The sequence below is a fragment of the Alkalihalobacillus phoenicis genome (assembly GCF_047302405.1).
GTDB lineage: Bacteria > Bacillota > Bacilli > Bacillales > Bacillaceae_D > Alkalihalobacillus.
On record NZ_CP154853.1, the window covers coordinates 4,118,867 to 4,143,378 of the forward strand.

General features: G+C 36.2%; 18 protein-coding genes and 1 pseudogene. 15 read left to right on the forward strand and 4 right to left on the reverse strand.

Annotation, left to right across the window (positions count from 1 at the left end; all coding sequences use genetic code 11):
• Positions 1–360: 360 nt before the first annotated feature.
• The 5 genes from rpsF to AA0017_RS19425 all read left to right on the forward strand — a co-directional run bounded on the left by rpsF (position 361) and on the right by AA0017_RS19425 (position 6,038).
• Positions 361–648, forward strand: coding sequence for a 30S ribosomal protein S6 (rpsF, locus tag AA0017_RS19405; RefSeq protein ID WP_003323776.1), 288 nt, complete (start codon positions 361–363; stop codon positions 646–648).
• A gap of 24 nt (positions 649–672) precedes the next feature.
• Entirely contained in the window at positions 673–1,182 is a 510-nt protein-coding gene (gene ssb / locus AA0017_RS19410) for a single-stranded DNA-binding protein (protein ID WP_003323775.1), read from the forward strand.
• 65 nt (positions 1,183–1,247) lie between these two features.
• Positions 1,248–1,481 carry a 30S ribosomal protein S18 gene (gene rpsR / locus AA0017_RS19415; protein ID WP_003323774.1) on the forward strand — a complete coding sequence of 78 codons (234 nt, stop codon included), beginning with the start codon at positions 1,248–1,250 and terminating at the stop codon, positions 1,479–1,481.
• Between the two features lie 413 nt (positions 1,482–1,894).
• The gene (locus tag AA0017_RS19420) at positions 1,895–3,994 is read left to right on the forward strand and encodes an alpha-amylase family glycosyl hydrolase (protein ID WP_413377122.1); all 2,100 of its coding nucleotides are present in this window, start codon (positions 1,895–1,897) and stop codon (positions 3,992–3,994) included.
• Between the two features lie 40 nt (positions 3,995–4,034).
• Complete coding sequence (locus AA0017_RS19425) at positions 4,035–6,038, forward strand: alpha-amylase family glycosyl hydrolase (protein ID WP_413377124.1); 2,004 nt, start codon at positions 4,035–4,037, stop codon at positions 6,036–6,038.
• 86 nt (positions 6,039–6,124) lie between these two features.
• Here the strand turns inward: AA0017_RS19425 and AA0017_RS19430 are convergent, their stop codons facing one another.
• Complete coding sequence (locus AA0017_RS19430) at positions 6,125–6,433, reverse strand: hypothetical protein (protein ID WP_413377126.1); 309 nt, start codon at positions 6,431–6,433, stop codon at positions 6,125–6,127.
• Positions 6,434–6,793: 360 nt separating this feature from the next.
• The gene (locus AA0017_RS19435; protein ID WP_413377128.1) at positions 6,794–7,624 is read right to left on the reverse strand and encodes a Ku protein; all 831 of its coding nucleotides are present in this window, start codon (positions 7,622–7,624) and stop codon (positions 6,794–6,796) included.
• A gap of 96 nt (positions 7,625–7,720) precedes the next feature.
• Between AA0017_RS19435 and AA0017_RS19440 the strand changes: the two genes are divergently transcribed.
• Positions 7,721–9,547 (forward strand): DNA ligase D, encoded by a 1,827-nt coding sequence (locus AA0017_RS19440; protein ID WP_413377130.1) that lies wholly within the window; start codon positions 7,721–7,723, stop codon positions 9,545–9,547.
• 158 nt (positions 9,548–9,705) lie between these two features.
• On the opposite strand, the pseudogene AA0017_RS19445 reads toward AA0017_RS19440, so the two are convergent.
• Positions 9,706–11,169, reverse strand: a pseudogene (locus tag AA0017_RS19445) (IS1182 family transposase); the annotation flags it as partial.
• A gap of 321 nt (positions 11,170–11,490) precedes the next feature.
• Between AA0017_RS19445 and licT the strand changes: the two are divergent.
• The 9 genes from licT to AA0017_RS19490 all read left to right on the forward strand — a co-directional run bounded on the left by licT (position 11,491) and on the right by AA0017_RS19490 (position 21,544).
• Positions 11,491–12,327: a BglG family transcription antiterminator LicT gene (gene licT / locus AA0017_RS19450; RefSeq protein WP_413377132.1), complete on the forward strand. Its 837-nt coding sequence runs from the start codon at positions 11,491–11,493 to the stop codon at positions 12,325–12,327.
• Positions 12,328–12,449: 122 nt separating this feature from the next.
• Positions 12,450–14,303 carry a beta-glucoside-specific PTS transporter subunit IIABC gene (locus AA0017_RS19455; protein ID WP_413377134.1) on the forward strand — a complete coding sequence of 618 codons (1,854 nt, stop codon included), beginning with the start codon at positions 12,450–12,452 and terminating at the stop codon, positions 14,301–14,303.
• 61 nt (positions 14,304–14,364) lie between these two features.
• Positions 14,365–15,813: a glycoside hydrolase family 1 protein gene (locus AA0017_RS19460; protein ID WP_413377136.1), complete on the forward strand. Its 1,449-nt coding sequence runs from the start codon at positions 14,365–14,367 to the stop codon at positions 15,811–15,813.
• Between the two features lie 562 nt (positions 15,814–16,375).
• Entirely contained in the window at positions 16,376–16,966 is a 591-nt protein-coding gene (locus AA0017_RS19465; protein ID WP_413377138.1) for a hypothetical protein, read from the forward strand.
• 470 nt (positions 16,967–17,436) lie between these two features.
• Complete coding sequence (locus AA0017_RS19470) at positions 17,437–18,381, forward strand: ABC transporter ATP-binding protein (RefSeq protein ID WP_413382726.1); 945 nt, start codon at positions 17,437–17,439, stop codon at positions 18,379–18,381.
• Entirely contained in the window at positions 18,381–19,112 is a 732-nt protein-coding gene (locus tag AA0017_RS19475) for an ABC transporter permease (RefSeq protein WP_413377140.1), read from the forward strand. The genes AA0017_RS19470 and AA0017_RS19475 overlap by 1 nt, the downstream gene beginning before the upstream one ends.
• Positions 19,109–19,795: an ABC transporter permease gene (locus tag AA0017_RS19480; RefSeq protein ID WP_413377142.1), complete on the forward strand. Its 687-nt coding sequence runs from the start codon at positions 19,109–19,111 to the stop codon at positions 19,793–19,795. The genes AA0017_RS19475 and AA0017_RS19480 overlap by 4 nt, the downstream gene beginning before the upstream one ends.
• 46 nt (positions 19,796–19,841) lie before the next feature.
• Complete coding sequence (locus AA0017_RS19485; RefSeq protein ID WP_413377144.1) at positions 19,842–20,933, forward strand: sensor histidine kinase; 1,092 nt, start codon at positions 19,842–19,844, stop codon at positions 20,931–20,933.
• A complete protein-coding gene (locus AA0017_RS19490) occupies positions 20,930–21,544 on the forward strand; it encodes a response regulator (RefSeq protein WP_413377146.1) in 615 nt (204 codons plus the stop codon). The genes AA0017_RS19485 and AA0017_RS19490 overlap by 4 nt, the downstream gene beginning before the upstream one ends.
• A gap of 41 nt (positions 21,545–21,585) precedes the next feature.
• On the opposite strand, the gene ytvI is transcribed toward AA0017_RS19490, so the two are convergent.
• Positions 21,586–22,722, reverse strand: coding sequence for a sporulation integral membrane protein YtvI (gene ytvI / locus AA0017_RS19495; protein WP_413377148.1), 1,137 nt, complete (start codon positions 22,720–22,722; stop codon positions 21,586–21,588).
• Positions 22,723–24,512 lie beyond the last annotated feature (1,790 nt).

Below are 24,512 nucleotides of genomic sequence, written 5' to 3' on the forward strand. Positions count from 1 at the left end.
TCACCCATCCGAATTCGTCCGCTAGAGGGCCATTTCAGCATGTTCTAAACGAATTATAAGGAAAGGTTGTTTTTCTAGTGGGCTCCGATTTATGGCTACATATGCTTCATTTCGTCTGCAGAAAGTATAGGGTATACAATTGACAGTGTATACAAGTATCAAGCCATCAAATGATTTATATTTCCATTGACATTAAATAGGAGAGAAATATAACGATTTAAAATCAACTATTAAGAAATTTCCTTGCCTCGGACAAGGCATTCTGATATAATTCAATAATGCGAGTAAAATGACTCAGTAGAGTAGTTTTTGCTCCTTGCTCCGTGTAGGAGCCGCTTAGACCAAAAGGAGGTGACCGGAATGCGTAAGTATGAAATTATGTACATTATCGCTCCAAACTTAGAAGAGTCAGCAAACAAAGAGTTAATCGAACGTTTTAATGGTGTATTAACTACTAATGGTGCTGAAATTGAAAAAGTTGAAGAGATGGGTAAACGTCGTTTAGCGTATGAAATCAACGATTATCGTGAAGGTTTCTACGTACTATTAAACGTTGCTGCAAACTCTGATGCGATTAACGAATTTAACCGTCTTGTAAAAATCAATGACAACATTATTCGTGTCCTTGTTACAAGAGACGAACAGTAATAAATTTTTCGAGGAGGGGTACGGATGCTGAACCGTGTCGTATTAGTCGGTCGTTTAACACGCGATCCAGAATTACGTTATACACCGAATGGAGTAGCGGTAGCGAATTTTACACTCGCAGTGAACCGTACATTTTCCAATCAACAAGGCGAACGTGATGCTGATTTTATTAATTGTGTCATTTGGCGTAAGCCAGCTGAAAATGTGGCGAACTATCTTAAAAAAGGTAGCTTAGCAGGAGTCGATGGTCGAATCCAAACGCGAAGCTATGATAATAATGAAGGACGTCGTGTTTTCATTACAGAAGTTGTCGCTGACAGTGTGCAATTCCTAGAGCCACGTGGTGCAAACCAAGGTGGTCAAGGACAAAGCCAAGGAAATAATGATTTCTATGGTGCACCTGCTGGTGGTGGAAATGACTACGCTAAGCAAGGGAATCAGCAATCAAATCGTCAATCTGGTGGATTTAATGATGATCCATTTGCTAACGATGGCAAGCCAATTGACATCTCAGATGATGATTTACCGTTCTAACCCTACCTCTAGTGAATAAACGGAATGTATAATATAGAATAAAAATTTGAAAGGAGTGCTGTATAATGGCTCGTCGTGGTCGTCCAAAACGTCGTAAGGTTTGTTTCTTCACAGTAAACAAAATTACGCACATCGATTACAAAGATACTGATTTACTAAAACGTTTCATTTCAGAGCGTGGTAAAATTTTACCTCGTCGTGTAACTGGAACTTCAGCTAAATATCAACGTCAATTAACTGCTGCAATCAAGCGTTCTCGTCAAATCGCTTTATTACCGTATGTTAATGATGTAAACTAATTAGCAGCTAAAAGGCATGTTAGGGATGAACCTAATATGTCTTTTTTTTGTAGTTTGTGATGTGTGGATACATAGGGGGTGAAACTATGTTATGGAAATGGGATGTACTTTTAACAACATGAAAGCAAGGGTTTCTTAATCAACGAAAGTAACAAGTGGAAAAGAAGGAAGTGAATGTTTGCGAAATTTGTGCAAACGTAGGTCATTTGGACGAACTATGTAAACGTATGGTTTATATTATAGTAAAGTATTTACAATTGAGAGAATCAATGTTTAAATTGGTATGAAAGCGTTTACTAGAGCAAACGATTGCATGATAAAGGGGAGCGAGATCTTTATTTACAAAGTAAGTGTAATGAATCAATTAATGGAAGAGTGCTTTTCCAAAAACTAATTCAAAGGGTGGTTTGAGAATGATTCGAAAGTTTTCTTTTTCACTTATGATTTCATTTTTGATTAGTTTTCTAGTTATTGTTAACACAGGGCAGGCAGGGGCAAATGAAAATTTAAACAATATTAATTATGCAGAAGAAGTTATTTATCAAATTGTTACGGATCGTTTTTTTGATGGCGATCCAACGAATAATCCTGAAGGAGCTTTGTTTAGTCCAGGTTGTCTAGATTTAACCAAATATTGTGGCGGAGACTGGCAAGGTATTATTGAAAAGATAGAGGACGGTTATTTGCTGGATATGGGCATAACGGCTATTTGGATTTCGCCACCGATTGAAAATGTTATGGAGCCTCACCCAGGGGGTTTTGCATCTTATCATGGTTATTGGGGTAGAGATTTTAAACGAACAAATTCTGCTTTTGGTAGTTTGGCAGATTTTTCGAGATTAATTGAAACGGCTCATAATCATGATATAAAAGTAATCATCGATTTTGTTCCTAACCATACATCTCCTGTCGATATTGAGGATGGAGCGTTATATGATAATGGTCGTTTAGTTGGTCATTATTCCAATGATAGTGGCGATTATTTTTATACAAATGGAGGTTCAGATTTCTCAAGTTATGAAGACAGTATTTATCGAAATCTTTATGATTTAGCTAGTCTAAACCAGCAAAATTCATTTATTGATCGTTATTTAAAAGAATCGATTCAAATGTGGTTAGATTTAGGGATTGATGGAATTCGGGTAGATGCCGTAGCCCATATGCCAGTAGGGTGGCAAAAGAATTTTGTTAGCTCCATCTATGATTATAATCCTGTCTTTACATTTGGAGAATGGTTTACAGGTGCCAGTGGAAGTGATGAGTATCATTATTTTATTAATAATAGCGGGATGAGTGCGTTAGATTTTCGTTACGCACAAGTCGTCCAAGATGTGTTAAGAAATAACGATGGAACGATGTATGATTTGGAAACCGTGTTGCGAGAAACTGAAAGCGTTTACGAAAAGCCGCAAGATCAAGTTACCTTTATCGATAACCATGATATTAATCGGTTTTCTAGAAGTGGTCACTCAACGCGTCCAACAGATTTAGGCTTAGCCCTTTTGTTGACATCTCGAGGAGTTCCGACGATTTATTATGGTACTGAAATTTATATGACAGGTGATGGGGACCCAGATAATCGGCAAATGATGAATACATTTGATCAATCAACCGTTGCCTATCAAATCATTCAACGCCTCTCATCACTGCGACAAGAAAATAAGGCGATTGCTTATGGTGATACGACTGAACGATGGATTAATGAAGATGTATTTATTTATGAGCGTTCATTTAATGGCGAATATGCCCTTGTTGCTCTGAACCGGAATTTAAACCATTCTTATCAGATTAGTAGTTTAGTAACGGATATGCCTCCGCAATTATATGAAGATGAGCTGTCAGGTCTTTTAGACGGTCAATCGATAACCGTCGATCAAAATGGGTCTGTTCAGCCCTTTTGGTTAGCTCCAGGTGAAGTCAGTGTTTGGCAGTATTCGAATGGTCAGAATATAGCACCGGAAATTGGACAAATTGGTCCTCCTATTGGGAAACCAGGAGATGAAGTGAGAATCGATGGTTCAGGTTTTGGAAATAGTACGGGGGATGTTTCTTTTGCGGGTTCAACTATGAATGTACTGTCTTGGAGTGATGATACAATCATAGCCGAACTGCCTGTGCATAATGGTGGAAAAAATAGTATCACCGTAAGGACTAACTCAGGTGAAAGCAGTAATGGTTATCCGTTTGAATTATTAACTGGTTCACAAACATCTGTAAGATTTGTTGTGAATCAAGCCGAAACGTCTGTTGGAGAAAATCTATACGTAGTTGGGCATGTACCTGAATTAGGGAGCTGGGATCCTGATAAAGCAATTGGTCCTATGTTTAATCAAATTTTATATTCATATCCCACTTGGTATTATGATGTGAGTGTACCTGCTAATCAAGATATAGAGTACAAATATATTATGAAAGATCAAAATGGAAATGTAAGCTGGGAAAGTGGAGGCAACCATATCTATAGAACACCAGAAAATTCTACTGGAATCGTAGAAGTGAATTTCAATCAATAAGTATATGGTCGACGAATAAATATCGCATGGAGGTAAAAAGATGTTAAAAAAAATGATGTTGTTTCTGTTTCTATCAACATTTTGTCTCTTTTTGTTTGCTTGTTCTCCGACGGATGAGGCAAATATCGATGTAGAGGAAGCCGAAGAAGTAGACGAAAAAGAGGAAAAAAACGTTGAGGAAGAGCGAATTATTGCTTTAGCTGATTTAGAGCAAGACTATCATTGGGCAGAGGAAGCGATTTTTTATCAAATCTTTGTCCGGAGCTTTTTTGATGGAGATGGAGATGGGGTCGGTGATTTTGCTGGGCTTGAACAACAGCTCTCATATGTGGAAGAGTTAGGAGCTAACGCGATTTGGTTAATGCCGATGAAGGATTCCAAGTCTTATCATGGTTATGATGTGACCGATTATTATGGGGTTGAACCAGATTATGGAACGATGGAGGAATTTGAGAGCTTTTTGAATGCAGCACATGAGCGGGATTTAAAGGTGATTATTGATTTTGTCGTGAATCATACATCTGATGAGCATGAGTGGTTTCAAGAAGCTTTAGCTAATCCAGATAGTGAATACCGTGATTATTATATTTGGGATAATCATGAATCTTATAATGGGGAAGAGCCTAATGGGGAACAAGGTTGGCATGAAGTAGATGGTCAAATATACTCCGGACACTTTAATGTCGACATGCCCGACTTAAATTATGATAATCCGGCCGTCCGTGAGGAAATTAAACAAATGGCGAGTTTTTGGTTAGATAAAGGGGTCGATGGTTTTCGAATTGACGCTGTAGCCGATATTTATGACGATCGAAATGAAACGATTGAGTGGTGGCGTGAATTTAATACACATGTTAAAGCAGAAAACCCTCAAGCCTTTATCGTAGGTGAGACATGGTACCATAGTTGGGAGGATATTAGTTTCTATTATAGTGCGTTAGAGTCCCACTTTAACTTTGTTTTAACGGAAGAGATTATCGGGATGGCGAATGGAATGACGGTTGATATTGTTGCAGAATTAAATGATGCTCACAATCGTTATGATCGTTTTTCAAATAGTAGAGGAGAGGCACCTGCTATTGATTCAACGATGATTGGCAATCACGATATGGATCGTGTCATGACCCGTCTTGGTAGTGAAGAACAAGCAAAATTAGCAGCAAGCCTTTTATTTACTTTACCAGGAACACCTTTTATTTATTACGGTGATGAATTAGGACAAGAAGGGCAACGACCAGATGATAATCGTCGCGAGCCTTTCCAATGGTATGCAGCAGCTGAAGGGGATGGGATGACGGTCATGGATGAGCATTTCTTTCATCCAAGTCAATTTACTCACCCGAATGATGGAATCTCTTTGGAAGAGCAACAAGGCCAAGCAGAAAGTATGTATGAACATTATAAAAAACTAATTCAAATTCGAACAGAAAATCCAATGCTATTTACAGGAGAGTATCAATCTTTCGCAACGGACCTTGGTTTATATGGATATACCGTTCATTCTGACGAGGAAAATTATCAATTAACGGTCATTCATAATCAACGAAATGAGCAGAAAACTGTTGATGTGATCGCTGATGATGTTCAAGAGCTATGGTCACATTCTGAATTTAGTAGTGGTGATGTGATTACAATTGCTCCGTATCAAACGATTATCCTTCATTCTGATAAGGGAATTTTACCAGTAGAGGAAGTAGAAGTGGAAATTCCAGATGAGGATTATTCCGTAACTTTTAAAGTCACAGTACCAGAAAATACTCCAGAGGGAGAGGATATTTATCTTGTTGGAGAGTTTAATGGATGGAATGAAGCGGATGCAGATATGATTTTAGAGCCTGTTGGTGATCATTATGAAATTACTATCGAAGGTCGACCTTTTGAAATGGTAGAGTATAAGTTTACAAGAGGCGATTGGGCGAAACGGGAACAAAATAGTGAAGGTGTTGATTTAATAGGAGAACGCCAGACACAAAATCGCATCTATACATTTGAAGAGGATGCCCATGTTTTTGAGGTAACCGTTGAACGTTGGTCAGACCAATAAATAGATTCTTGAAGACTCCTCAAAAGGTCAAAAAACCCTTTGAGGAGTCTCTTTTAGGATGACTCATCCACCGTGCCATTTTTTTGTTAATTCGTATAAAACAAAGGAACCATATTAGTGAATTGATTAAATAAAGAAATTTCTTCCTCACTTTTAATAAGGTTAATGACCTCATAATAAGAATGTCTATTTTCAAGCTCAGATATCAAGATCTGTTCGACCTGTTTATTTTCTAAAGACGCAACTAACATCACATTGGAATAAAGCCACTGAAACGTTTTTGTTTCATAGTTTAGTTGTGCATTCCATTTTAAATATTGAACCATGACATCGCTTAAATGATTGGAGTCATTATGGAATTCATTTAGCTTGTTTTTAAATTGCTCTTGATTCATTTAACTCACCCTTTAATTTGTCTATCTTTTAGTATAAAAGAGACTTTGAGACGTTTCTATGGATGAATGCAGGAATCAAGTGCATTAATTTCCAATAATTAAGGGGAGGGGAAAAGAAGTAGAACTAAGAACTGAGGCAATAAACCTCAAACCATATAAAACGCTCATACGACTATAAGAGAACGGTAATTGGTAATGAAAGTTGAGGGTTGTTTTAATTAAGGTACGAATAACGGGAAATACGTAATGAAAATCATAAATTCTACTAATTACGGTTCGAATATGGCTTCAGTAGCTTTTTCTTTGACCAAAGCGGAGCCAGCGAACGCGTAGGACATTCCGCTGGCCGAGTAAGACAAATTAAGCATTCTTTTTTACTTTCGTTGTTGTTTTCTTTTTCGCTGCTGGCTTTTTCTTTTTTGTTTTATCAATGGATGCTTGCAAGGCAGACATAATATCGGTCACATTTGATTTAGTTTGTTTTTTGTCTGTATGGGTAACGGTTTTCTTCCCTGTTTTCTTTTCTTCAATTAATTCCATTAAGGCTGTTCGATATTCATCATGATACTTATCAGGATCAAAAGTAGTCGTTAATTGTTCGACTAAAAGAAGAGCGGCATCCAACTCTTTTTTTACGATGTTTTGTTCGTCAGGTAAATTTGGGACATCCGCTATATTTCGTACCTCATCTGGAAAGTGAATCGTTTCCATCATTAATCCATTTTTATAGACTCTGACAATGGCTAATTGCTCCTTGGAACGTATGATGATTTTTGCTATCCCAATCTTTCCCGACTCTTCAAGAGCGGCACGTAATAATCCATAGGCTTTTCCACCACCACTATCAGGGGCGAGGAAATAACTTTTTTCAAAATAAATCGGATCAATTTCTTCTAATTTCACAAAATCAATGATTTCAACTGCTTTATCTTCTTGTTCTTTTTTTAATTGCTCAAGTTCCTCATGATCCAAAATGACAAACTTATTTTTGGCATACTCATATGCTTTGACGATATCTTCGTTTTTCACTTCTTCTTCACAGTCAGGACAAACTTTTTGATAATTAATGGGGGTATGGCATTTTTTGTGTAGTTGTCTTAGTTTAATGTCTTTATTTTCTGTTGCTGTGTGAAGTTTAATGGGGATGTTCACGAGACCGAAACTAATACTACCTTTCCAAACTGTATGCATGTAGGCACCTACTTTTCTTCTTAATATGTTGAAGAACATCATAATTTATGTATCACGAGTAAAAGCTAGTCGTAAAAAGAGTGGGGGGATATTTGCTTGAAACCAATGCTTTTAACGACGACTACGGACTTGCCAATAGGTGATGATTGGCTTTATGAAATTAAATATGATGGCTTTCGTTGTTTATTGGAATGGGAAGAGAAAACACCCCGCCTATTAAGTCGAAATGGAAAAGATTTGTCTTCGATGTTTCCTGAAATTATTAAAGATAGTGAACGTATTTATGAACAAATAAAAACTTATCTACCACTCATTTTGGATGGTGAACTTGTTTATCTACTCAATCCCTATCACAGTGATTTCAAAATTGTGCAGCGAAGGGGAAAGTTGAGAACAAAAAGTCAAATAAGTAAATATTCTGGACGATTGCCCACTCAATTTTTGGTGTTTGATTTTTTACAAAAGAAAGGAATTTGTCTTGAAGGGAAGCCTTTAACAGTGCGAAAAAGAGAACTTTTGGCTTTTTTTACTTCAATCGGACAACAAGAAGCCTTTCAATTAATTCAAACCTTTAACGATTTAGATGAGGTTACAGGAGTTATGAAAGCTCATTTTAGTGAAGGGATTGTTGCGAAAAAGAAGAAGAGTGTCTATACGCAAATGCGTTCAAGAGAATGGTTCAAATATAAAAATTATCGATTTGTTCATGTTGTGTTGACGAGTTATGAAAAACAGAATGGTTACTTTAAAGGGTCTGTTTATAAAGGGGAGACATTAGTTGAAGTGGTTACCTTTTCACATGGGATGTCGGAAGAAGAGAAAAGGACATTGGCGACTCTTTTTCAAAAAAACGGTGAGCTTATTCAAAAGGAGGTGTGGCAACTGCCGCCTTCGATTTGTGTAAAGATTGGCTGTGTTGGATTTGATGGGAAACATTTGCGGGAGCCGCTGTTTGACTCGTTTTTGTTAGAAGAAGAACCTGAGAACTGCACGTGGCGAAATCTGCAAAGCCAGCTTACTCCTTTTCCAGAACAAGTAAAGATAACGAGTGAAACTAAACCAATATGGCCTAAATTAGAGCTTGTAAAAGAGGACTATTTATATTATTTGCAGTCCGTGTTCCCTTATCTATTGCCCTTTTTGCATGACCGACTATTAACGACGATCCGGTACCCACATGGGGCCAATAGTGAAGCTTTTTATCAAAAAAACTGTCCCGATTATGCTCCTGAGTTTGTTCAAACTTTTCACGTCGAGGAGATTGACTATATTCTTTGTAATGATCTTGAGACCTTGCTATGGCTCGGCAATCAATTGGCATTGGAATTTCATATTCCCTTTCAACAAAAAGACCAAATAAAACCAAGTGAAATTGTCTTTGATCTCGATCCACCAAGTGTCAATGAATTTTCGCTTGCGATAATAGCAGCCCAAAAAATGCAAGAAGTTTTTGAACAGTTCTCTCTGAACGCTTTTGTGAAAACGTCTGGAAATAAGGGTATCCAACTGTATTTGCCTTTGCCAGAAGAGTCATTCACTTATAAAGAGACAAGATTATTTTGTCAGTTTGTGAGTGAATATATTTGTGAGCAAAATCCAGAGTTATTTACGTTAGAGAGATTAAAGAAAAATCGAAACGGACGTTTATATATTGATTATTTGCAACATGATCAGGGGAAAACGATTATCGCTCCTTATTCGCCTCGTGGTCATGAACGAGGGTTAATTGCGACTCCTTTATATTGGGATGAGGTTGATGATAATTTAAATCCGAATTTATTTACCGTTCCACACGTATTAGAGCGAATTCGAAGTGACGGGGATCCATTTCGGACATTTAGGTGTGAGCTAGAAGAACAAAAGAAAAATTTTAAAACTGTGATCGAACAATTGAGCGTATTAAAAGAGCAAAGGAAAAAGTGAAGCATAGGGACGGTTCGAGACTGGTGAAAAAGTACCGTTTATAATTAGCCAATTTTATTTAAGCGCAAAAATTTTAGGTTCAAAAATTAAAATCCAAAGAATTTTAATGATTCTAACTCTGAAGGGGGAAAACCTTTACGGTTTTCTCCTTTCTATTATGATACTAAAGCTGCTATTCTTTTAATATTGACTGCTATTGCAGCCAATTTAGATTGTTTAGACACACCTAATAGACCATACCCCCTAGCACGAGATAGGCCATGAAACCTTTTGAGCTCCGCATTCTTTCCTTCAATTGAAGCTCTTTTTTTATACTTTTCTAGAAACTCCTCAGTTTTTTGATACTGAGAAATTTCATAAAACTCTGTTGTATTTTTACCCACTGTAAGAATTCTTCTAGCCCGTTTTTGGGTACACTCCTCCCTTAGTGGGCATTGCTTACATTGTTGTAATTCAAAATAGTATTTATAACCTTCCCTTACACCATCCTTACGCTTCGATTTATAATACTTCTTTTCAACTGTTGTGTTACCTTGAATACATTGCCACTCGTCGGAATCTTTGTTATATGTATACTGACTTTCATCAATTCTATACACTAATGCACTTACTGGTATAAAAGCTTTTGCCGGGGTCTCTTTAATGTCATCTAAAATAGACTTTCTAAAATACGCCTTATCACCATATACTTCATTAATTGCAATACCTGCCTTCTTTGTTGCTGCAAGCATTTCCTTAGCGTAGTTTCCATCCATATAGGAACCGTTAGCCGTTCTAACGGAAGTAATAATGCGTTCATCAGTTGTCATAACAATTTCCGTTTTAAAGCCAAAGAAATCTTGCGATTTACTTTTGCGTCCAACTCTAGCATCCTCATCGATAATGGAACGTATTCCTTTTTGATTTATAAACTTCGGATCTTCTAAAACTTGTTTAGCCTTATTGACAGCTTTATGAGTATTATCATGTTTAGTTTCAGACTGTTTTTCTGCTTCGTCTATGACCGTTTCTAAATAGTCTTTCATAACCTTTTTCGCTTCACGATGATCTTTAATTTCTTGATACTCTGGTACCGTAGGAATGTTATCTAACTCTCGTCCAGTTTCTTCTGTATATGTTTGAATAATTCCTCTCGCAAGATGTTTCATTAAATGTTCAGGAGTTTTCTTCTTAGTGTTGGCTTCGATATGAGTTGCATCTATACTTACACTTTTTCCTTTAAGAATACCCTTTTCAACGCATTGTTTTACTATTTCTATAATAATTTCATCTAAAGTCGATTCTCCTAAACGTTGAGTTCTAAACTTAGATAGAAGGCTTTTATTAGGAAGAGTATCTTCTGGGTTAATACCAAGAAAGTACATAAATGTAAGGTTAAAGCTTGCTTCCTCCCTTACTTTTTCGTCTGATAGATCATATAAATATTGAAGAAAAAGAAGCTTACACATTAATTCTGGCTCTTTAGCAGGACGCCCAAACTCTTTGCAATATGTATTCTCTAATAACTCGTTGATAAAGCTAAAGTCTACTACTCTTGAAATCTTCTTAAGCATATGATTCTCTGGGATTTTATTGTATAATACTGAGTGAAAACTTAATTGCTTTGGCTCTTGTCGAAGCATAAGAAAAACCTCCTAATGGTTGGTGTTTGGTCACACTTATTATACCATTTAGGAGGTTTTTTCTGTTTTAAATCCGAAGGATTTCTTCTATTTGCAATAAAAAGTTCTTCTTTAGGAAGCAACTGTTCACAATTGACTTTTTCACCAGTCTCGAACCGTCCCCATGCTTCCAAAAAATTTATTTATTATTGTTGTTATTTCAAAAAAATTATGCTACTATTGTGATAGCGTATACAGAACGGGTTGTTACTGTTAAATCAGGCAAAACCGATTACCTAAAAAGGTGATGGTTTTGCCTTTTTTATATCGGAGGTGGTTAAAGTGAAAATTAATAAAGTGTTAAACAATAATGCAGTTGTTGCTATAAAAGATAAAAAGGAAATAATAATTATTGGGCGCGGTATCGCCTTTAACAAATCTATCGGGGATGAGATTATCGATTCTCAAATTGAAAAGATTTTCACTTTAGAAAACGAAGATATAAATAAAAAGTTTAAAACCTTGATAACTAGTATACCTATTGAATATATGGAAATTTCCGAAAATATAATAGCATATGCAAAAATGAAGCTGGGAAAACATTTAAATGAAAGTATTTATCTCCATATGACAGACCATATACACTTTGCAATTGAACGTTTTAAAAGCAATTTACCTATAAAAAATGGGTTGCTATGGGAAACGAAACATTTGTATAAAGAGGAATATGAAATCGGTATGGAAGCTTTGAATATGATTTGTGAACAATTTGGGGTCATATTACCAGAAGACGAAGCAGGTTTTTTAGCACTTCACATTGTTAATGCTGAATTAAATGAAGAAATGCCTAATATTAAGAATATGACTAAAGTTATGCAAGAAATTTTGACGCTCCTGAAATATCATTTTAAGATTGAGTTTGATGAAAATTCTCTAAATTATTATCGTTTTATTACCCATTTGAAATTCTTTGCTCAGAGGTTAGTTAAAGGTAACCACTATAATAGATCCAGTGACGACGATTTATTGGATGTTATTAAAGGTAAATATCCCAATGCATATAGTTGCTCAGAGAAAATTAAGAAGTTTATAGAAAATAAATATACGTATGAGTTAACTAACGAAGAAAAGATGTATTTGACCATCCACATTGAAAGAATAACAAGAAAAAGTGAATAATCTATTTAGGGTGTTACCACAAGGGCAAAACCTAAATCAAACTTTCTTAAATGACTGTTTGGTTTAGGTTTTTTTATTACTCGTTTTAGAAAAAATGTAAATAAATGAAGGAGTATTCAAAAATGAAATATACTAATTTATCTAAAGAAATTCTGCAACAGATTGGTGGTAGTGAAAATGTTACTAGTCTCGTTCACTGTGCAACCCGTCTAAGGTTTCAAGTTAAGGATGAATCTAAAATAAATGAAAGCAAAATGGAGTCTTTGGATGGAGTATTTAAAGTTGTGAAAAATGGAGGAGAAATTCAGGTAGTAGTTGGAACACATGTTTCAGATGTTTTCAATGAAATCACAAAAGTCGGAAAAATAACTAATAGAAGTTCTGGTGGCTCGTCAAATAAAAAGGAAACTGTAATGACTAAGGTATTTGGTATTATATCCGGGAGTTTCGGACCATTAATTGGTGCTCTTGCTGGATCTGGAATGTTAAAAGCGCTTCTTACAGTTCTAACAATGTTAGGCTGGCTTTCAGAAGAAAGTAGTACTTATTTAATCTTATACGCTGCTTCTAATGCCATTTTCTATTTCTTGCCTATATTTCTAGGAATTAGCTTAGCAACTAAACTTGGTGCGAGCCCATACATTGGGGGGTTAATAGGTGCTGCATTGTTAGAACCGAACTTTACTCAATTAGCAAATTTTGAAGGTGATGTTACGTTTCTTGGAATGGCGGTTATAGTTGCTACGTACTCGGCTACAGTATTTCCGATCTTTATTGCTGTAACTATCTATTCCCTGCTTGATAAATTCCTGAAAAATAATATCAATCAACATTTACAATTATTTTTAAATCCGATGATTTCTTTATTGGTTATGGTTCCTTTTACAGTTCTTGTCTTTGGTCCATTTGGCTTATATGTAGGGACGGCTATTGGTGATTTTGTTGCCTTTCTAATGGATAAAAGTGGTTTACTTACTGGAGTTGTTATGGGAAGTTCATGGTCAATTTTTACGATTTTTGGTATTCATCATGCACTTGTACCAATCATGATACAAAATCTTGTTCAATACGGTGGAGATCCACTATCTGCCATGACCGCAAGTGCTGTATTTGCTCAGATGGGTTTAGCACTAGGAATATTTTTACGTACTAGGGACAAAAAGCTTAAGACACTTTCTGGATCTACATTATTACCTGGTTTATTAGCTGGAGTTTCAGAACCTATTATTTACGCCTTATTTTTAAGATATAAACGTACGATTCCTTACGTTTTAATTTCTGGTGCCGTTGGGGGCGCGATTGCTGGATCTCTTGGTACTAAATCTGTAGCATTTGCGTTTCCAAGTTTATTTTCAATAACGGTATTTACTCCGATGCTTTCTTATGTAATTGCGATTGCTGTTTCGTTTTCAATGGCAACTCTTCTTACTTATTTCCTAGGATTTGAGAGTAAAGCAGTAAAAGAACATGGAGTAAAAGTAAATGAAGTAAATAATACTGAAACAAAAAAATCTGAAACAAAAAAAGAAGTTATTAATAGTCCTCTTACGGGTGAAATTAAGCCTTTAAATCAGGTAAATGATAACGTGTTTTCTTCCGGTGCAATGGGAAAGGGAATTGCGATTGAACCTACAGTGGGTGAAGTGATTTCACCTGTGGCTGGTACGGTAACAACTTTATTTCCTACAGGACATGCAATAGGAATTACTTCTGAAAATGGAGCTGAAATTCTCATTCATGTCGGGATTGATACTGTAAAGTTAGAAGGAAAATACTTTAATTCTCTTGTTAAACAGGGGGATGAAATAAAGAGTGGAGATCTATTGACTACATTTGAAATGGAAAAAATTAAAGAAGCAGGTTATGAGCTTACTACACCTATCATTATAACTAATGCTAGCACCTATCTTGAAATAGTAGAGAATAATAGTTCGGATGTTAAAGCAAGAGAGAAATTAATGACACTATTAAAATAACTTGTTAAGTAGCCTACATTTTTTAGTTTAAAGTTTATTTAATTATATAGGAGGATTAGGGATGAATAATAACATTAAAGAATTTCCAGAAGGATTTTTATGGGGAGGAGCTGTTTCCGCAAATCAAGTTGAAGGTGCTTACCGAGAGGATGGAAAAGGCTTATCTACGGCGGATGTTCTTCCATCTGCTCCTTATAGGTTCAAAATTTATGATGGGGAGATAAAAGAAATAAAGTTAGAAGATAAATTTTATCCTACCCATGAAGCGATTGATTTTTATCATAGATATAAGGAAGATATAGCGTTATTTGCAGAAATGGGATTTAAATGTTTTAGAACCTCTATTGCTTGGTCTAGAATTTTTCCGAATGGTGATGATTCTGTACCAAACGAAAAGGGTCTTCAATATTACGATAATCTATTTGATGAATTATTGAAATATGGAATAGCACCTATTGTAACAATCTCACACTTTGAAATGCCTTTTGCTCTTTTGCAAAATTATGGAGGCTGGAGAAATCGAAAGCTAGTTAATTTTTATGAAAAATATGCAAGGACTTTATTTGATAGGTATAAAGACAAGGTAAAGTACTGGATAACTTTTAATGAGAGTAATATGATCGCTCATGTTCCATACCTAGGGGGTGGTTGTGTTATTAAAGACGATGAAAACAAAAAGCAAGTAATTTATCAAGCTGCACACCATCAATTTATTGCAAGTGCCCTTGCTATTAAAGCTGGTCGAGAGATCATTCCAGATGCAAAAATAGGTTGTATGATAGCTGGTTCAGCAAATTATCCATATTCCTCTAAGCCAGAAGATTCTTTCAAGACATTGGAGCATGATAGAAAAACCTTTTTCTTTGGTGATGTTCTGGTAAAAGGAAGTTATCCTTATTATATAAAACGGTTTTTTGAAGAAAATAATGTGGAAATAGAGACTGTACAAGGTGATGAAGATTTACTTAAACAAAATAAAGTTGATTTTATTGCCTTGAGTTACTACAATAGTAATACTTATAGTACAGCTTTAGAGCACAATGAGGAAGCAAAAGCAAAAGGAAACATCTTTGGTGGAGTTAAAAATCCAAACCTTCTCGTCTCAGATTGGGGTTGGCAAATTGATGCTAAGGGATTAAGGTATGCATTAAATCAACTCTATGAACGTTATAATCTTCCTTTATTCATAGTTGAAAATGGGTTAGGGGCAGTCGATCAGGTTGGAGAAGACAACATTATTGATGATGACTACCGAATTAAATACATTAATGATCATCTTTTAGCAGTTAAAGAAGCAATAAGAGATGGTGTTAAGGTGATAGGCTATACAAGTTGGGGCCCAATTGATCTTATTAGTTCCTCAACTGGTCAAATGAAAAAACGTTATGGTTTTATATATGTGGATAAAGATGATGATGGTAATGGGACGTTGAATAGATACCGAAAAGCCTCTTTTTATTGGTATAAGAAAGTAATTGAAACAAACGGGGGAATACTAAAGAATGAATAGGTTAAAAAGACCTTTGAGAAGATTTATAGAATTGAATTATGGGTAATTGATATGTGTAGAGATAATTAAAAAGGAACTTTTACTTGATAAAATAGAAATTGCTCGTAAAGAAATGAATGATACAGTTGAAGTATTTAGCTTACAAAGCCAAAAAGCTAGTAATAAGTTAGATGAATGATAAGTAAATTTCAAAAAAACATAACTCCATACAATACTGTAAAATAAAAAACCATAATATATGTTCAAAAAACATGGTATTAAGCCATCCTTTTCTCCTAGAAACTGTGGGTAGCTTTAAACTCAACGTCTGAAATCCTTTAAATTGCAGGATTTCAGACGTTTTTGTTTACCGTTGTACCCTATTGGGTAGAGTCGTTAAGAGTTATTTCAAGTACTCGTAGAAATCACTCCGTTAGAGCTGGAGCGTTGTGCTGTCTATGGTTATTTTAAGCACGAAAAACTAGATGAAATTATGAGGAAAATCTTTTTTTAAACTATTGAATGAATAATAGTAATTCTTTCAGTTAACTAGACCAAGTTACCTTTATCGATAATCATGATATTGATCGATTTTCTAGAAGACCTTGGTTTATATGGATATACTGTTCAGTCGGACGAGGTAAATTATCAATTAACGATCATTCATAATCAACGAAATGAGCAGAAAACAGTAGATGTGATCACTGATGATGTTCAAGAGTTACGGGAAAATTCAGAATATAGAAGTGGAGATGAAGTAACCATTGCTCCGTATCAAACGATTATTCTTCATTCTGATAAGGGAATTTTGCCAGTAGAGGAAGTAGTAGTGGAAATTCCTGATGAAGATTATTCCGTCACTTTTAAAGTCACCTTGCCGAAAAATACTCCAGAGGAAGAAGATATTTATCTTGTTGGAGAATTTAATGGATGGAATGAAGCTGATCCGGATATGATTTTAGAGCCTGTTGGTGATCATTATGAAATTACTATCGAAGGTCGACCTTTTGAAATGGTAGAGTATAAGTTTACAAGAGGCGATTGGGCGAAACGGGAACAAAAAAGTGAAGGTGTTGATTTAATAGGAGAACGCCAAACACAAAATCGCATCTATACATTTGAAGAGGACGACCATGTTTTTGAGGTAACTGTTGAACGTTGGTCAGACCAATAATAAATTTTTTAAAGACTTCGCAAAAGGTTATCTGACCTTTTGCGAAGTCTTTTTTGAGATGAAGAGACTATGTTCATTCGTGTAAATCAAAGGAACCATATTAGGCTAATTAGTAATGAAAAGGGAGGATTGCTTTGATTAGAGTGAGAATAATTATGAATAGGTAATAAAAAACCGAATTGTGTGGAATTAGGGCGCGAATAATTGGGAATAGGTAATGAAAAGTCGAGCTGAGCGGAATTAGAGTGCGAATAAATCAGAATAGGTAATGAAAAGCCGAGCTGTGTGGAATTAGGGTACAAATAAATCAGAATAAGTAATGAAAAATCGAGATGTGCGAAATTAAAGTACGAATAACGGAAAAATAGTCATGAAAAGTCGTTCCATATGTTTCGATGACAAATGTAACTATTGTCAATATCTCTTTCTTGTCATACTGAGGGTAATCAATGAAGAAAAGGGTGATGGTCATGACGATTGCTTCGATGCAAGGAATTTTGAAAAGATATGGTTCTAAAGTGGTGTTAGACTATATCGACTTAGATATACAAAAAGGCGAGATTATTGGGTTGCTTGGACCGAATGGGGCGGGGAAAACAACGCTTATTAAAAGTTTAACGGGTATGGTCCCAATTGACCAAGGAACGATTGTGCTTTTTGACGAAGAGAAGCAGCCCTTTCAAAATAAAAATAAAGAAAAGTTAGGGCTTGTGACACAAGAAATTACCGTTTTCCCTGAATTAACGGCTAAGGAGAATCTCAACTTCTTTGCGGGTGTTTACGGAATAAAAGGGGAGTTACGTAAAAAAAGAGTCGAGGAAGCGTTAGAATTTGTCGGTTTAACGGAGCATGCAAAAGAACTTCCTACTAAGTTTTCGGGAGGGATGCAACGTCGTTTAAATATTGCCTGCGCACTGACTCATCATCCTCAATTTTTGATTATGGATGAACCAACTGTTGGCATTGATCCGCAATCTAGAAATCATATTTTAGAAGCGGTCAAGGAATTAAAAAGACGAGGGACGACGATTTTATATACGACTCATTATATGGAAGAAGTCGAAGCGATTGCGTCAAGAGTTGTAATAATGGATCAGGGGCAAATTATTACAGAAGGAACAGTGCAGGAGTTAATTAAAAACATTCAGCATGAAGAGAAAATAAAAATTGAAGTCATTAATGCAAAACAAGTACCATTAGAGCAAATTAAAAGCTTAGCTGGAGTCAAGCAAGTCACATCGATTGGAAATGAAATTCACGTCATTTCTACAGCCGGTGCAGGGCATTTTGATCGGATTCTTTCTATTGTTAAAGAACATGTTGGGATTATAGGTATTCAAGCAGACAAACCGAACTTGGAGGATGTTTTCCTGACATTAACAGGGAAGAAATTAAGAGATGGGGGGGAGAGCTAATGCGAGTTCTTTCCACTGTACCTTATACGGCTTTAAGGTTATTACGAGATTATATTTCTTTATTACTCTTATTAATTGTTCCGTTAGTATTAATTACCGTCTTCGCTTTTATTTTTAATGATATAACAACCGAAACAGGAGTACCTGTCATCAATGAATCCGCCATCTTAATGACACTCGCTTTTCAGTTTTTTGGGGGAGCGGTTGTGATGGCTTATATACACCCGGATTTTTTCTCAGAACGAAAGGAGCGTATTCAAGTATTACCGTTTAATCGGTCTATGTACGCTTTTTCAATCTCAATGTGTGGAACGCTTTATTCCATTATGCTTGGCCTTATTTTAGTCATCTATAGCGAGTTAGTATTAGGAGTGGATTGGGGAAGTTGGTTGTGGGCTTTATTTGTCATCTCCTTAATGGCGATTTTATCTAGTATTATTTGTTTAATCTTTGTTTTCTCAGTAAAAAGCTACAAAATTGCTGAAAGATTAAGTGAGGTTTATGGGGTTGGATTTATCGTTTTAGCTGGTTTGTTTTTCCCGATGCCCGATCATGCTTTTTTTACCTTTGTAAATACGTATATAAATCCTCTTGTTTTATCGGCAGAAGCGATTTGGTATCAACAAATGGGGAATGGGAGTGAGGCATGGTTTAATGTCCTTATCTTAATAGGAGCAATTATTGTGACATTTATGATCATGTTTTTGATCGGAAGGAGAAAAATAAAGTGACGATTTTTCAGTATGCTTTAAAAAGAAGCTTTTCAAACAAAACAAATATGCTGTTTTTAATGCTAGCCCCCGTTGTTTGTATCTTTTTACCAGCAGCTGAACATTGGCCACTTTTTCCTTTTGGCTATCAGTATTTTGGGATTTTAATTATGTTTATTAGTATGCGTTTAACGAGTATTATTTTGGAAGACCGTACAAGAGGGGTTGTGAAAAGGCTAGCGGTTGCCCCAATAACCCATTTTCAGTATTTGTCACAAAATTTACTCGCTTATTTTATCATTATGGTCATTCAAAGTTTTATTGTTGTTTATGGTGGACTGCTTTATGGGCAAGAGCTATATCAACCATTTTTATTATTTGGGTTATTTCTTTCCTTTAGTTTAACGGCTTTAGCTTTTGCCTTAGCTTGGATCTCTTTTTTTCGTAGCAAAGAAACATCTTTTCTGATTTTCATTTCGTTGATTAGCTTATTAGCTTTAATGGGAGGTTTGTTAATTCCGATTGAGATGATGCCGGATGTGTTAGTAAAGTTAGCGGTTCTCTTTCCGACTTATTGGTTAATGGAAGGGTTAAATTGGATTGTATTAGGAGAAAACTTGAGTGATTTTCTGTTAGTTAATGGTATGCTTTTATTATACGCGGTTATCTTTTTAATATTAGGTAGTATAAGAAGGATTCAATAAAAGTTATCCACATGTGCATAACTTTTTTCGAGAGGAGATGTGTGAGATGGAAAAATTAGAGGACCCCATTTGGTTTGTAAATGGATGGCGATTTCTTAATTTAATTGTTCTTACACATCTTTGGTATTTAGGGGAGCAAGGGATAGAGGGTTTTATCTTAATTATTTTACTAGCAATTATGGTTTGTTTACGTTATCGCTATGAATTGCCTGTATGGACGATAATCATTGATACGTCCATTTGTTTATTTTTTGTTCCGTTTAATCCTGCTTTTATTTTTGGACTATCATTCCCATTATTTGAATTCTCTTTAAAAGGGAAGTGGTTGTTTGTTATTCCAGTAGGACTCATTATCATTTTGCAAGGGCATTTAACTGGGCTACTATTTTGGTATTTGCTTCAAGCTTTCTTTTTTGGGCTTTTTGCCTACTATGCATTTAAAAATCGCTCAGAGTCTCTCTTAGAAGCAGATTTTGAACGGAGGGCTCGTTATGAATTAGAGCAAGTAAAACTAGATTTATTAGAAGCGTATAGTGAGGTGGCACAGATAGCCGAAGTGAAAGAGCGTAATCGAATTTCACGGGATTTACACGATCATTTAGGGCATGATTTAACGGGAGCGTTACTTGCTTTACAAGCATATGAACATGTCGATGATGAGGAAAAAGCAATAGAGATGCTCAAACAAGTAAAAGAAAGAATAACAAGAAGTACCAAAAGGCTCCGCGAAACCGTTCATAATATGACTCCTGTCACCTTAATGGAGATGGAGAGGTTTGAGCAGATCATTAACGATGTTGAATCATTAGAGGTTAAATTTCTGTCTTCTGGCAATATTGAACTGGCTCCCATTCATGTTTCGGTTTTACTTGAATCTTGTTTAAAGGAAGCTTTAACAAATGTAGTCCGGCATAGTAATGCAACAAAAGTTGAGGTTGATTTAGACATTACGGAGACGATTGCGAGGCTAAGAGTCCAAGATAATGGCTCGGTCAAAAAGAAATCTAAAAATGGGAGCGGACTAAGAAGCTTGCAGTTAAGAGCACGTGCTTTAAAAGGAAGTTTGACGATTGATCGCTCCAACGGCTATTTGCTAGTTTGTGTGTTACCAATTACAACGGGGAGGTTGAAGAATTGAAGATTTTAATTGTTGATGATGACCCGTTAGTTTGTCAAAGCTTACAATTGTTATTAGATAAGGAAGAGGATTTTACGGTTCTTGGAATAGTGAACAATGGACAAGAAGCGATTGACTTTTGCAAAGGTAGCCAGCCGGATTTGATTTTGATGGATATTCAGATGCCAAGGATGAACGGAATTGAGGGAACGAAGGAAATTAAAAGGAAGTGGCCACATGTTCAAGTTATGATGCTGACCACCTTTCGAGATGAAAAAAATATTCGTCTAGCATTAAAGGCTGGGGCAGAAGGTTATTTATTGAAATCAGCATCGATTGACCATATGGGAGAACAAATTCGTGCTCTCAAAACGGGTTCGACGGTGCTTGCAAGTGATGTACTCAAAACATTGATGCAACCGAATGAATTCAATTTTCAAGGATTAACAGAACGAGAACGCGATATTGTTGAACTTGTGGTCGAAGGGTTTTCCAATAAAGAAATTGCGAGCCAGCTTTTTTTAAGTGAAGGAACCATCAGAAATGTCCTCTCCATTATTTTAGATAAGTTAGAACTAAGAGATCGAACGCAACTGGCGATTCATTATTGGCAAAGGCATAAGAAAACATAAAAACTCCCCGAAGGAATCATCCTGTCTGGGGAGTTTTATTTTTAGTCGGTCGGTTTTTCTTGTTCGGGCTCAAGATCATCTAAGTCATCAGCAGGAGGTGTATCAATCGTTTCTTCCTCTTTTTTTTCTGAGGTAAATAAGCCAGCTTCAATGGCTGATTTAAAGGCGATGTAAACGAATGGCCCAGCAATTAAACCCATTACCCCACCAAAGATAAACCCGAAATACATGGATAGCACAGTTGGTAAGGCAGCTAACCCAATCGAATCTCCTAAAACTTTCGGTTCAATAATACGACGCAAAATAAGGAGAACGAGTGCTAACACCATTAATTGTATCCCTTGTTGAGCGGAGCCTAAAATCATCGCTAAAATACCCCAAGGCACTAAAATTAAAGCGGGCCCTACATAAAGTGGGATAATATCGACAATCCAGATAAAGAAGGACATAAATAGTGCAAGTTCTGGTGCAATAAATTGTAATGAAATATACGTAACAATAAAAACACCAACAGAAAGGATAAATTGAGCCTTCCAGTAACCGAGGAAAACCGTTCCCATTTTTTGAGAAATGTATTGTAACTTCGTTGATGTTTCTGGTTTAAATAATTGGAAAAACATTTTAGTCAACCTTGGTAAATCAAGACTAATTAAGAAAAAGGTGATTAAGAAAATTAATGAGACAAATAATAGATTCGGGATCGACTGTAACCATGTTCCAATCATTGTCACAAGCTGAGATGTCATCCGGACTGCGGTATCGAATAAGCCGGCCGATTGATTCTCTAATTCTTGAATAATGACATTTGCTTGTGGAAATTCTGCAATTAATGTATTGAACTCAATAATAAATCCATCAATAAACTTTTGAAGCTCTAGTGCATATTGAGGAATTTGTAACGACCATTCATAAAAGGATTTATAAACTCGGGCAATCGTAAAATAAAGTATGGTTGAACTAATAAAGAGAAAGGTTAAAAAAACAATTGTAACAGGTAATAACCGTTTTTGGCTTTTAAACCACTTTTGGAGTAACCGTACAAAAGGTTCTACAATTAAGGCCGCAAGTATCGCAAATAAAATCGGCATTAGAGCAGAGAAATAGACAAAAGCAAGTACAATAAAAGCTACAATCCCTATGATTTTAAGGATTTGTTTAATAGGTATTACCTTTTTCAAAAGAGAAGCCTCCTTCAATTTATATCAAACGAAATAATATCTATATGTATAATCTTATAATACCGTTTAAACGAGCAGATGAAAAGGATAGTGCGTTATAATCTTAAGAATATTAGTCTCTTTTTAGTTTCTTATTATCATCATGCAGTTACAGACGATTTATACACAGGAAATTGTATAATTTTGAAGGGGATGTTTTATACCTTTCCCGTTAATCATGCTGAAATTCGGTGGATTCATGGTAAGCCAAAAATGTATCATTAACCTCTTTCGACAAGGAAAGAGGAAAACCGATCGCTCCCGGGAGCTTAAGAATCCTTTGTGGCATGAGGTCCGTTCTTCTATGTTTCTTCTTAAGGAAGCACAAATAATTATTCATCATGATCTTTTCTCAGATGGATGGTGATGAATTTTTTCCAATTTGACATGTTCATGAAGAGAATCAGTCCGCTTTTTCTGCTTAATGGTTTGAACAACAATGTACGAGATAACCTACTGCTTTGTTCTATAACTAAAGGAGAAGTAACTTAAAGTTATTGGCTCAACTTTCGCATCGAGAAAATCCGTTCAACTAGTTGGCAGAGCGAAAGGGAAGCTCTTAAACAAATGCCCTTGACACGTTTGAAAAGCGAGAACGTATTATCACACCAAACGGATAAACTGTGCAGTAAGAAAAAATAATAGGCCCTCCGGCGGTCGCTCCCAAACAGACACTCCGCGTCCTTGCCGAGAACCTGACGAGCCTCCTCGGCAAGCCTTGCGGGGTCTCGCTCCACGGTTTATTCGAGGCTGCTGAAAAAGTTCTGTTAGTTACAATAGGGTTGGATGATTTGGCTTACTCCGCCAGCTGCATACCCTACGCGTTCCGCGGATGAACCGGGAGCCTCCTCACTCATCGCTTGAGGGGTCTCCCGTGTTTCACTTCTCCCGCAGGAGTCTCCGGGTATTCCGCTGGCTCCGTTTTGGTCAAAGAAAAACCAGCTGAGCCCTAATAGATCATCTAATGAATCACCTAATTATTTGAGATTCTTCCCCGGTAAAGGTGAGAATAAGACTTTTTCAGTAAGCTCGGTTTATTCCTGCGGGAGTGTCTCCGTATGGTTTTGTCCGCTAAGTGTCGTGGAGATGCTTGATGATAGGGCCATTCTCAATCAGCTATTTCTAACGCAGAAGGACCTTCTTCTTCCCTTTGTTGGTTATGAAACTAAATAGATAGTTGCCACCTATTTTTATCGAAACCAGCTCGATCATCTAGCTAACGTACAGAGCATCGACACTGATTTGTTTACAACTGTAACGGAATGAGTCATGGAAGGAGAAAAATCATTCTCAAGCTAATGTACGTTGAAGTAATGACTATTTTTTTATTCAATGAGAAAACTGAATCTAGATTCGATTCCATTATCTAGCGGACAAACAGACACGGAGACTCCCGCAGGAATAAACCGTCCAATGAGACCCCGCAAGCGTGCTGAGGAGGCTCATGAGGTTCCTGCAGGACGCGGAGTGTCTGTTTGGGAGCGACCGCCGGAGGGCCTAAGCGACAACCGAAGCGCTTCATTTTAGTGAACAGTTTCCTTCAACAGCCTACGAGGAGATATGTTCAGACTGTCAACGATGAACCTTTTATGTAAAGTCAATCTCTATCAACGGTTAAGAAATCATACTCTGCGAAAGTTGAGTTATTGGCTAATAGTTGGCACAAATTGTTTTTTTTTGATTACTAAAGCTGACTAATGTAACCCTATTTTAACAAGTAACCCGTTTTTAGTGATTTCAACTTCTATAAA

Excerpts from the sequence above, each read along its gene's own strand:
- rpsF (WP_003323776.1), top strand. The coding sequence starts at position 361 with ATGCGTAAGTATGAAATTATGTACATTATCGCTCCAAACTTAGAAGAG.
- ssb (WP_003323775.1), top strand. The coding sequence starts at position 673 with ATGCTGAACCGTGTCGTATTAGTCGGTCGTTTAACACGCGATCCAGAA.
- rpsR (WP_003323774.1), top strand. The coding sequence starts at position 1,248 with ATGGCTCGTCGTGGTCGTCCAAAACGTCGTAAGGTTTGTTTCTTCACA.
- AA0017_RS19420 (WP_413377122.1), top strand. The coding sequence starts at position 1,895 with ATGATTCGAAAGTTTTCTTTTTCACTTATGATTTCATTTTTGATTAGT.
- AA0017_RS19425 (WP_413377124.1), top strand. The coding sequence starts at position 4,035 with ATGTTAAAAAAAATGATGTTGTTTCTGTTTCTATCAACATTTTGTCTC.
- AA0017_RS19430 (WP_413377126.1), bottom strand. The coding sequence starts at position 6,433 with ATGAATCAAGAGCAATTTAAAAACAAGCTAAATGAATTCCATAATGAC.
- AA0017_RS19435 (WP_413377128.1), bottom strand. The coding sequence starts at position 7,624 with ATGCATACAGTTTGGAAAGGTAGTATTAGTTTCGGTCTCGTGAACATC.
- AA0017_RS19455 (WP_413377134.1), top strand. The coding sequence starts at position 12,450 with ATGAAATATACTAATTTATCTAAAGAAATTCTGCAACAGATTGGTGGT.
- AA0017_RS19460 (WP_413377136.1), top strand. The coding sequence starts at position 14,365 with ATGAATAATAACATTAAAGAATTTCCAGAAGGATTTTTATGGGGAGGA.
- AA0017_RS19470 (WP_413382726.1), top strand. The coding sequence starts at position 17,437 with ATGACGATTGCTTCGATGCAAGGAATTTTGAAAAGATATGGTTCTAAA.
- AA0017_RS19475 (WP_413377140.1), top strand. The coding sequence starts at position 18,381 with ATGCGAGTTCTTTCCACTGTACCTTATACGGCTTTAAGGTTATTACGA.
- AA0017_RS19485 (WP_413377144.1), top strand. The coding sequence starts at position 19,842 with ATGGAAAAATTAGAGGACCCCATTTGGTTTGTAAATGGATGGCGATTT.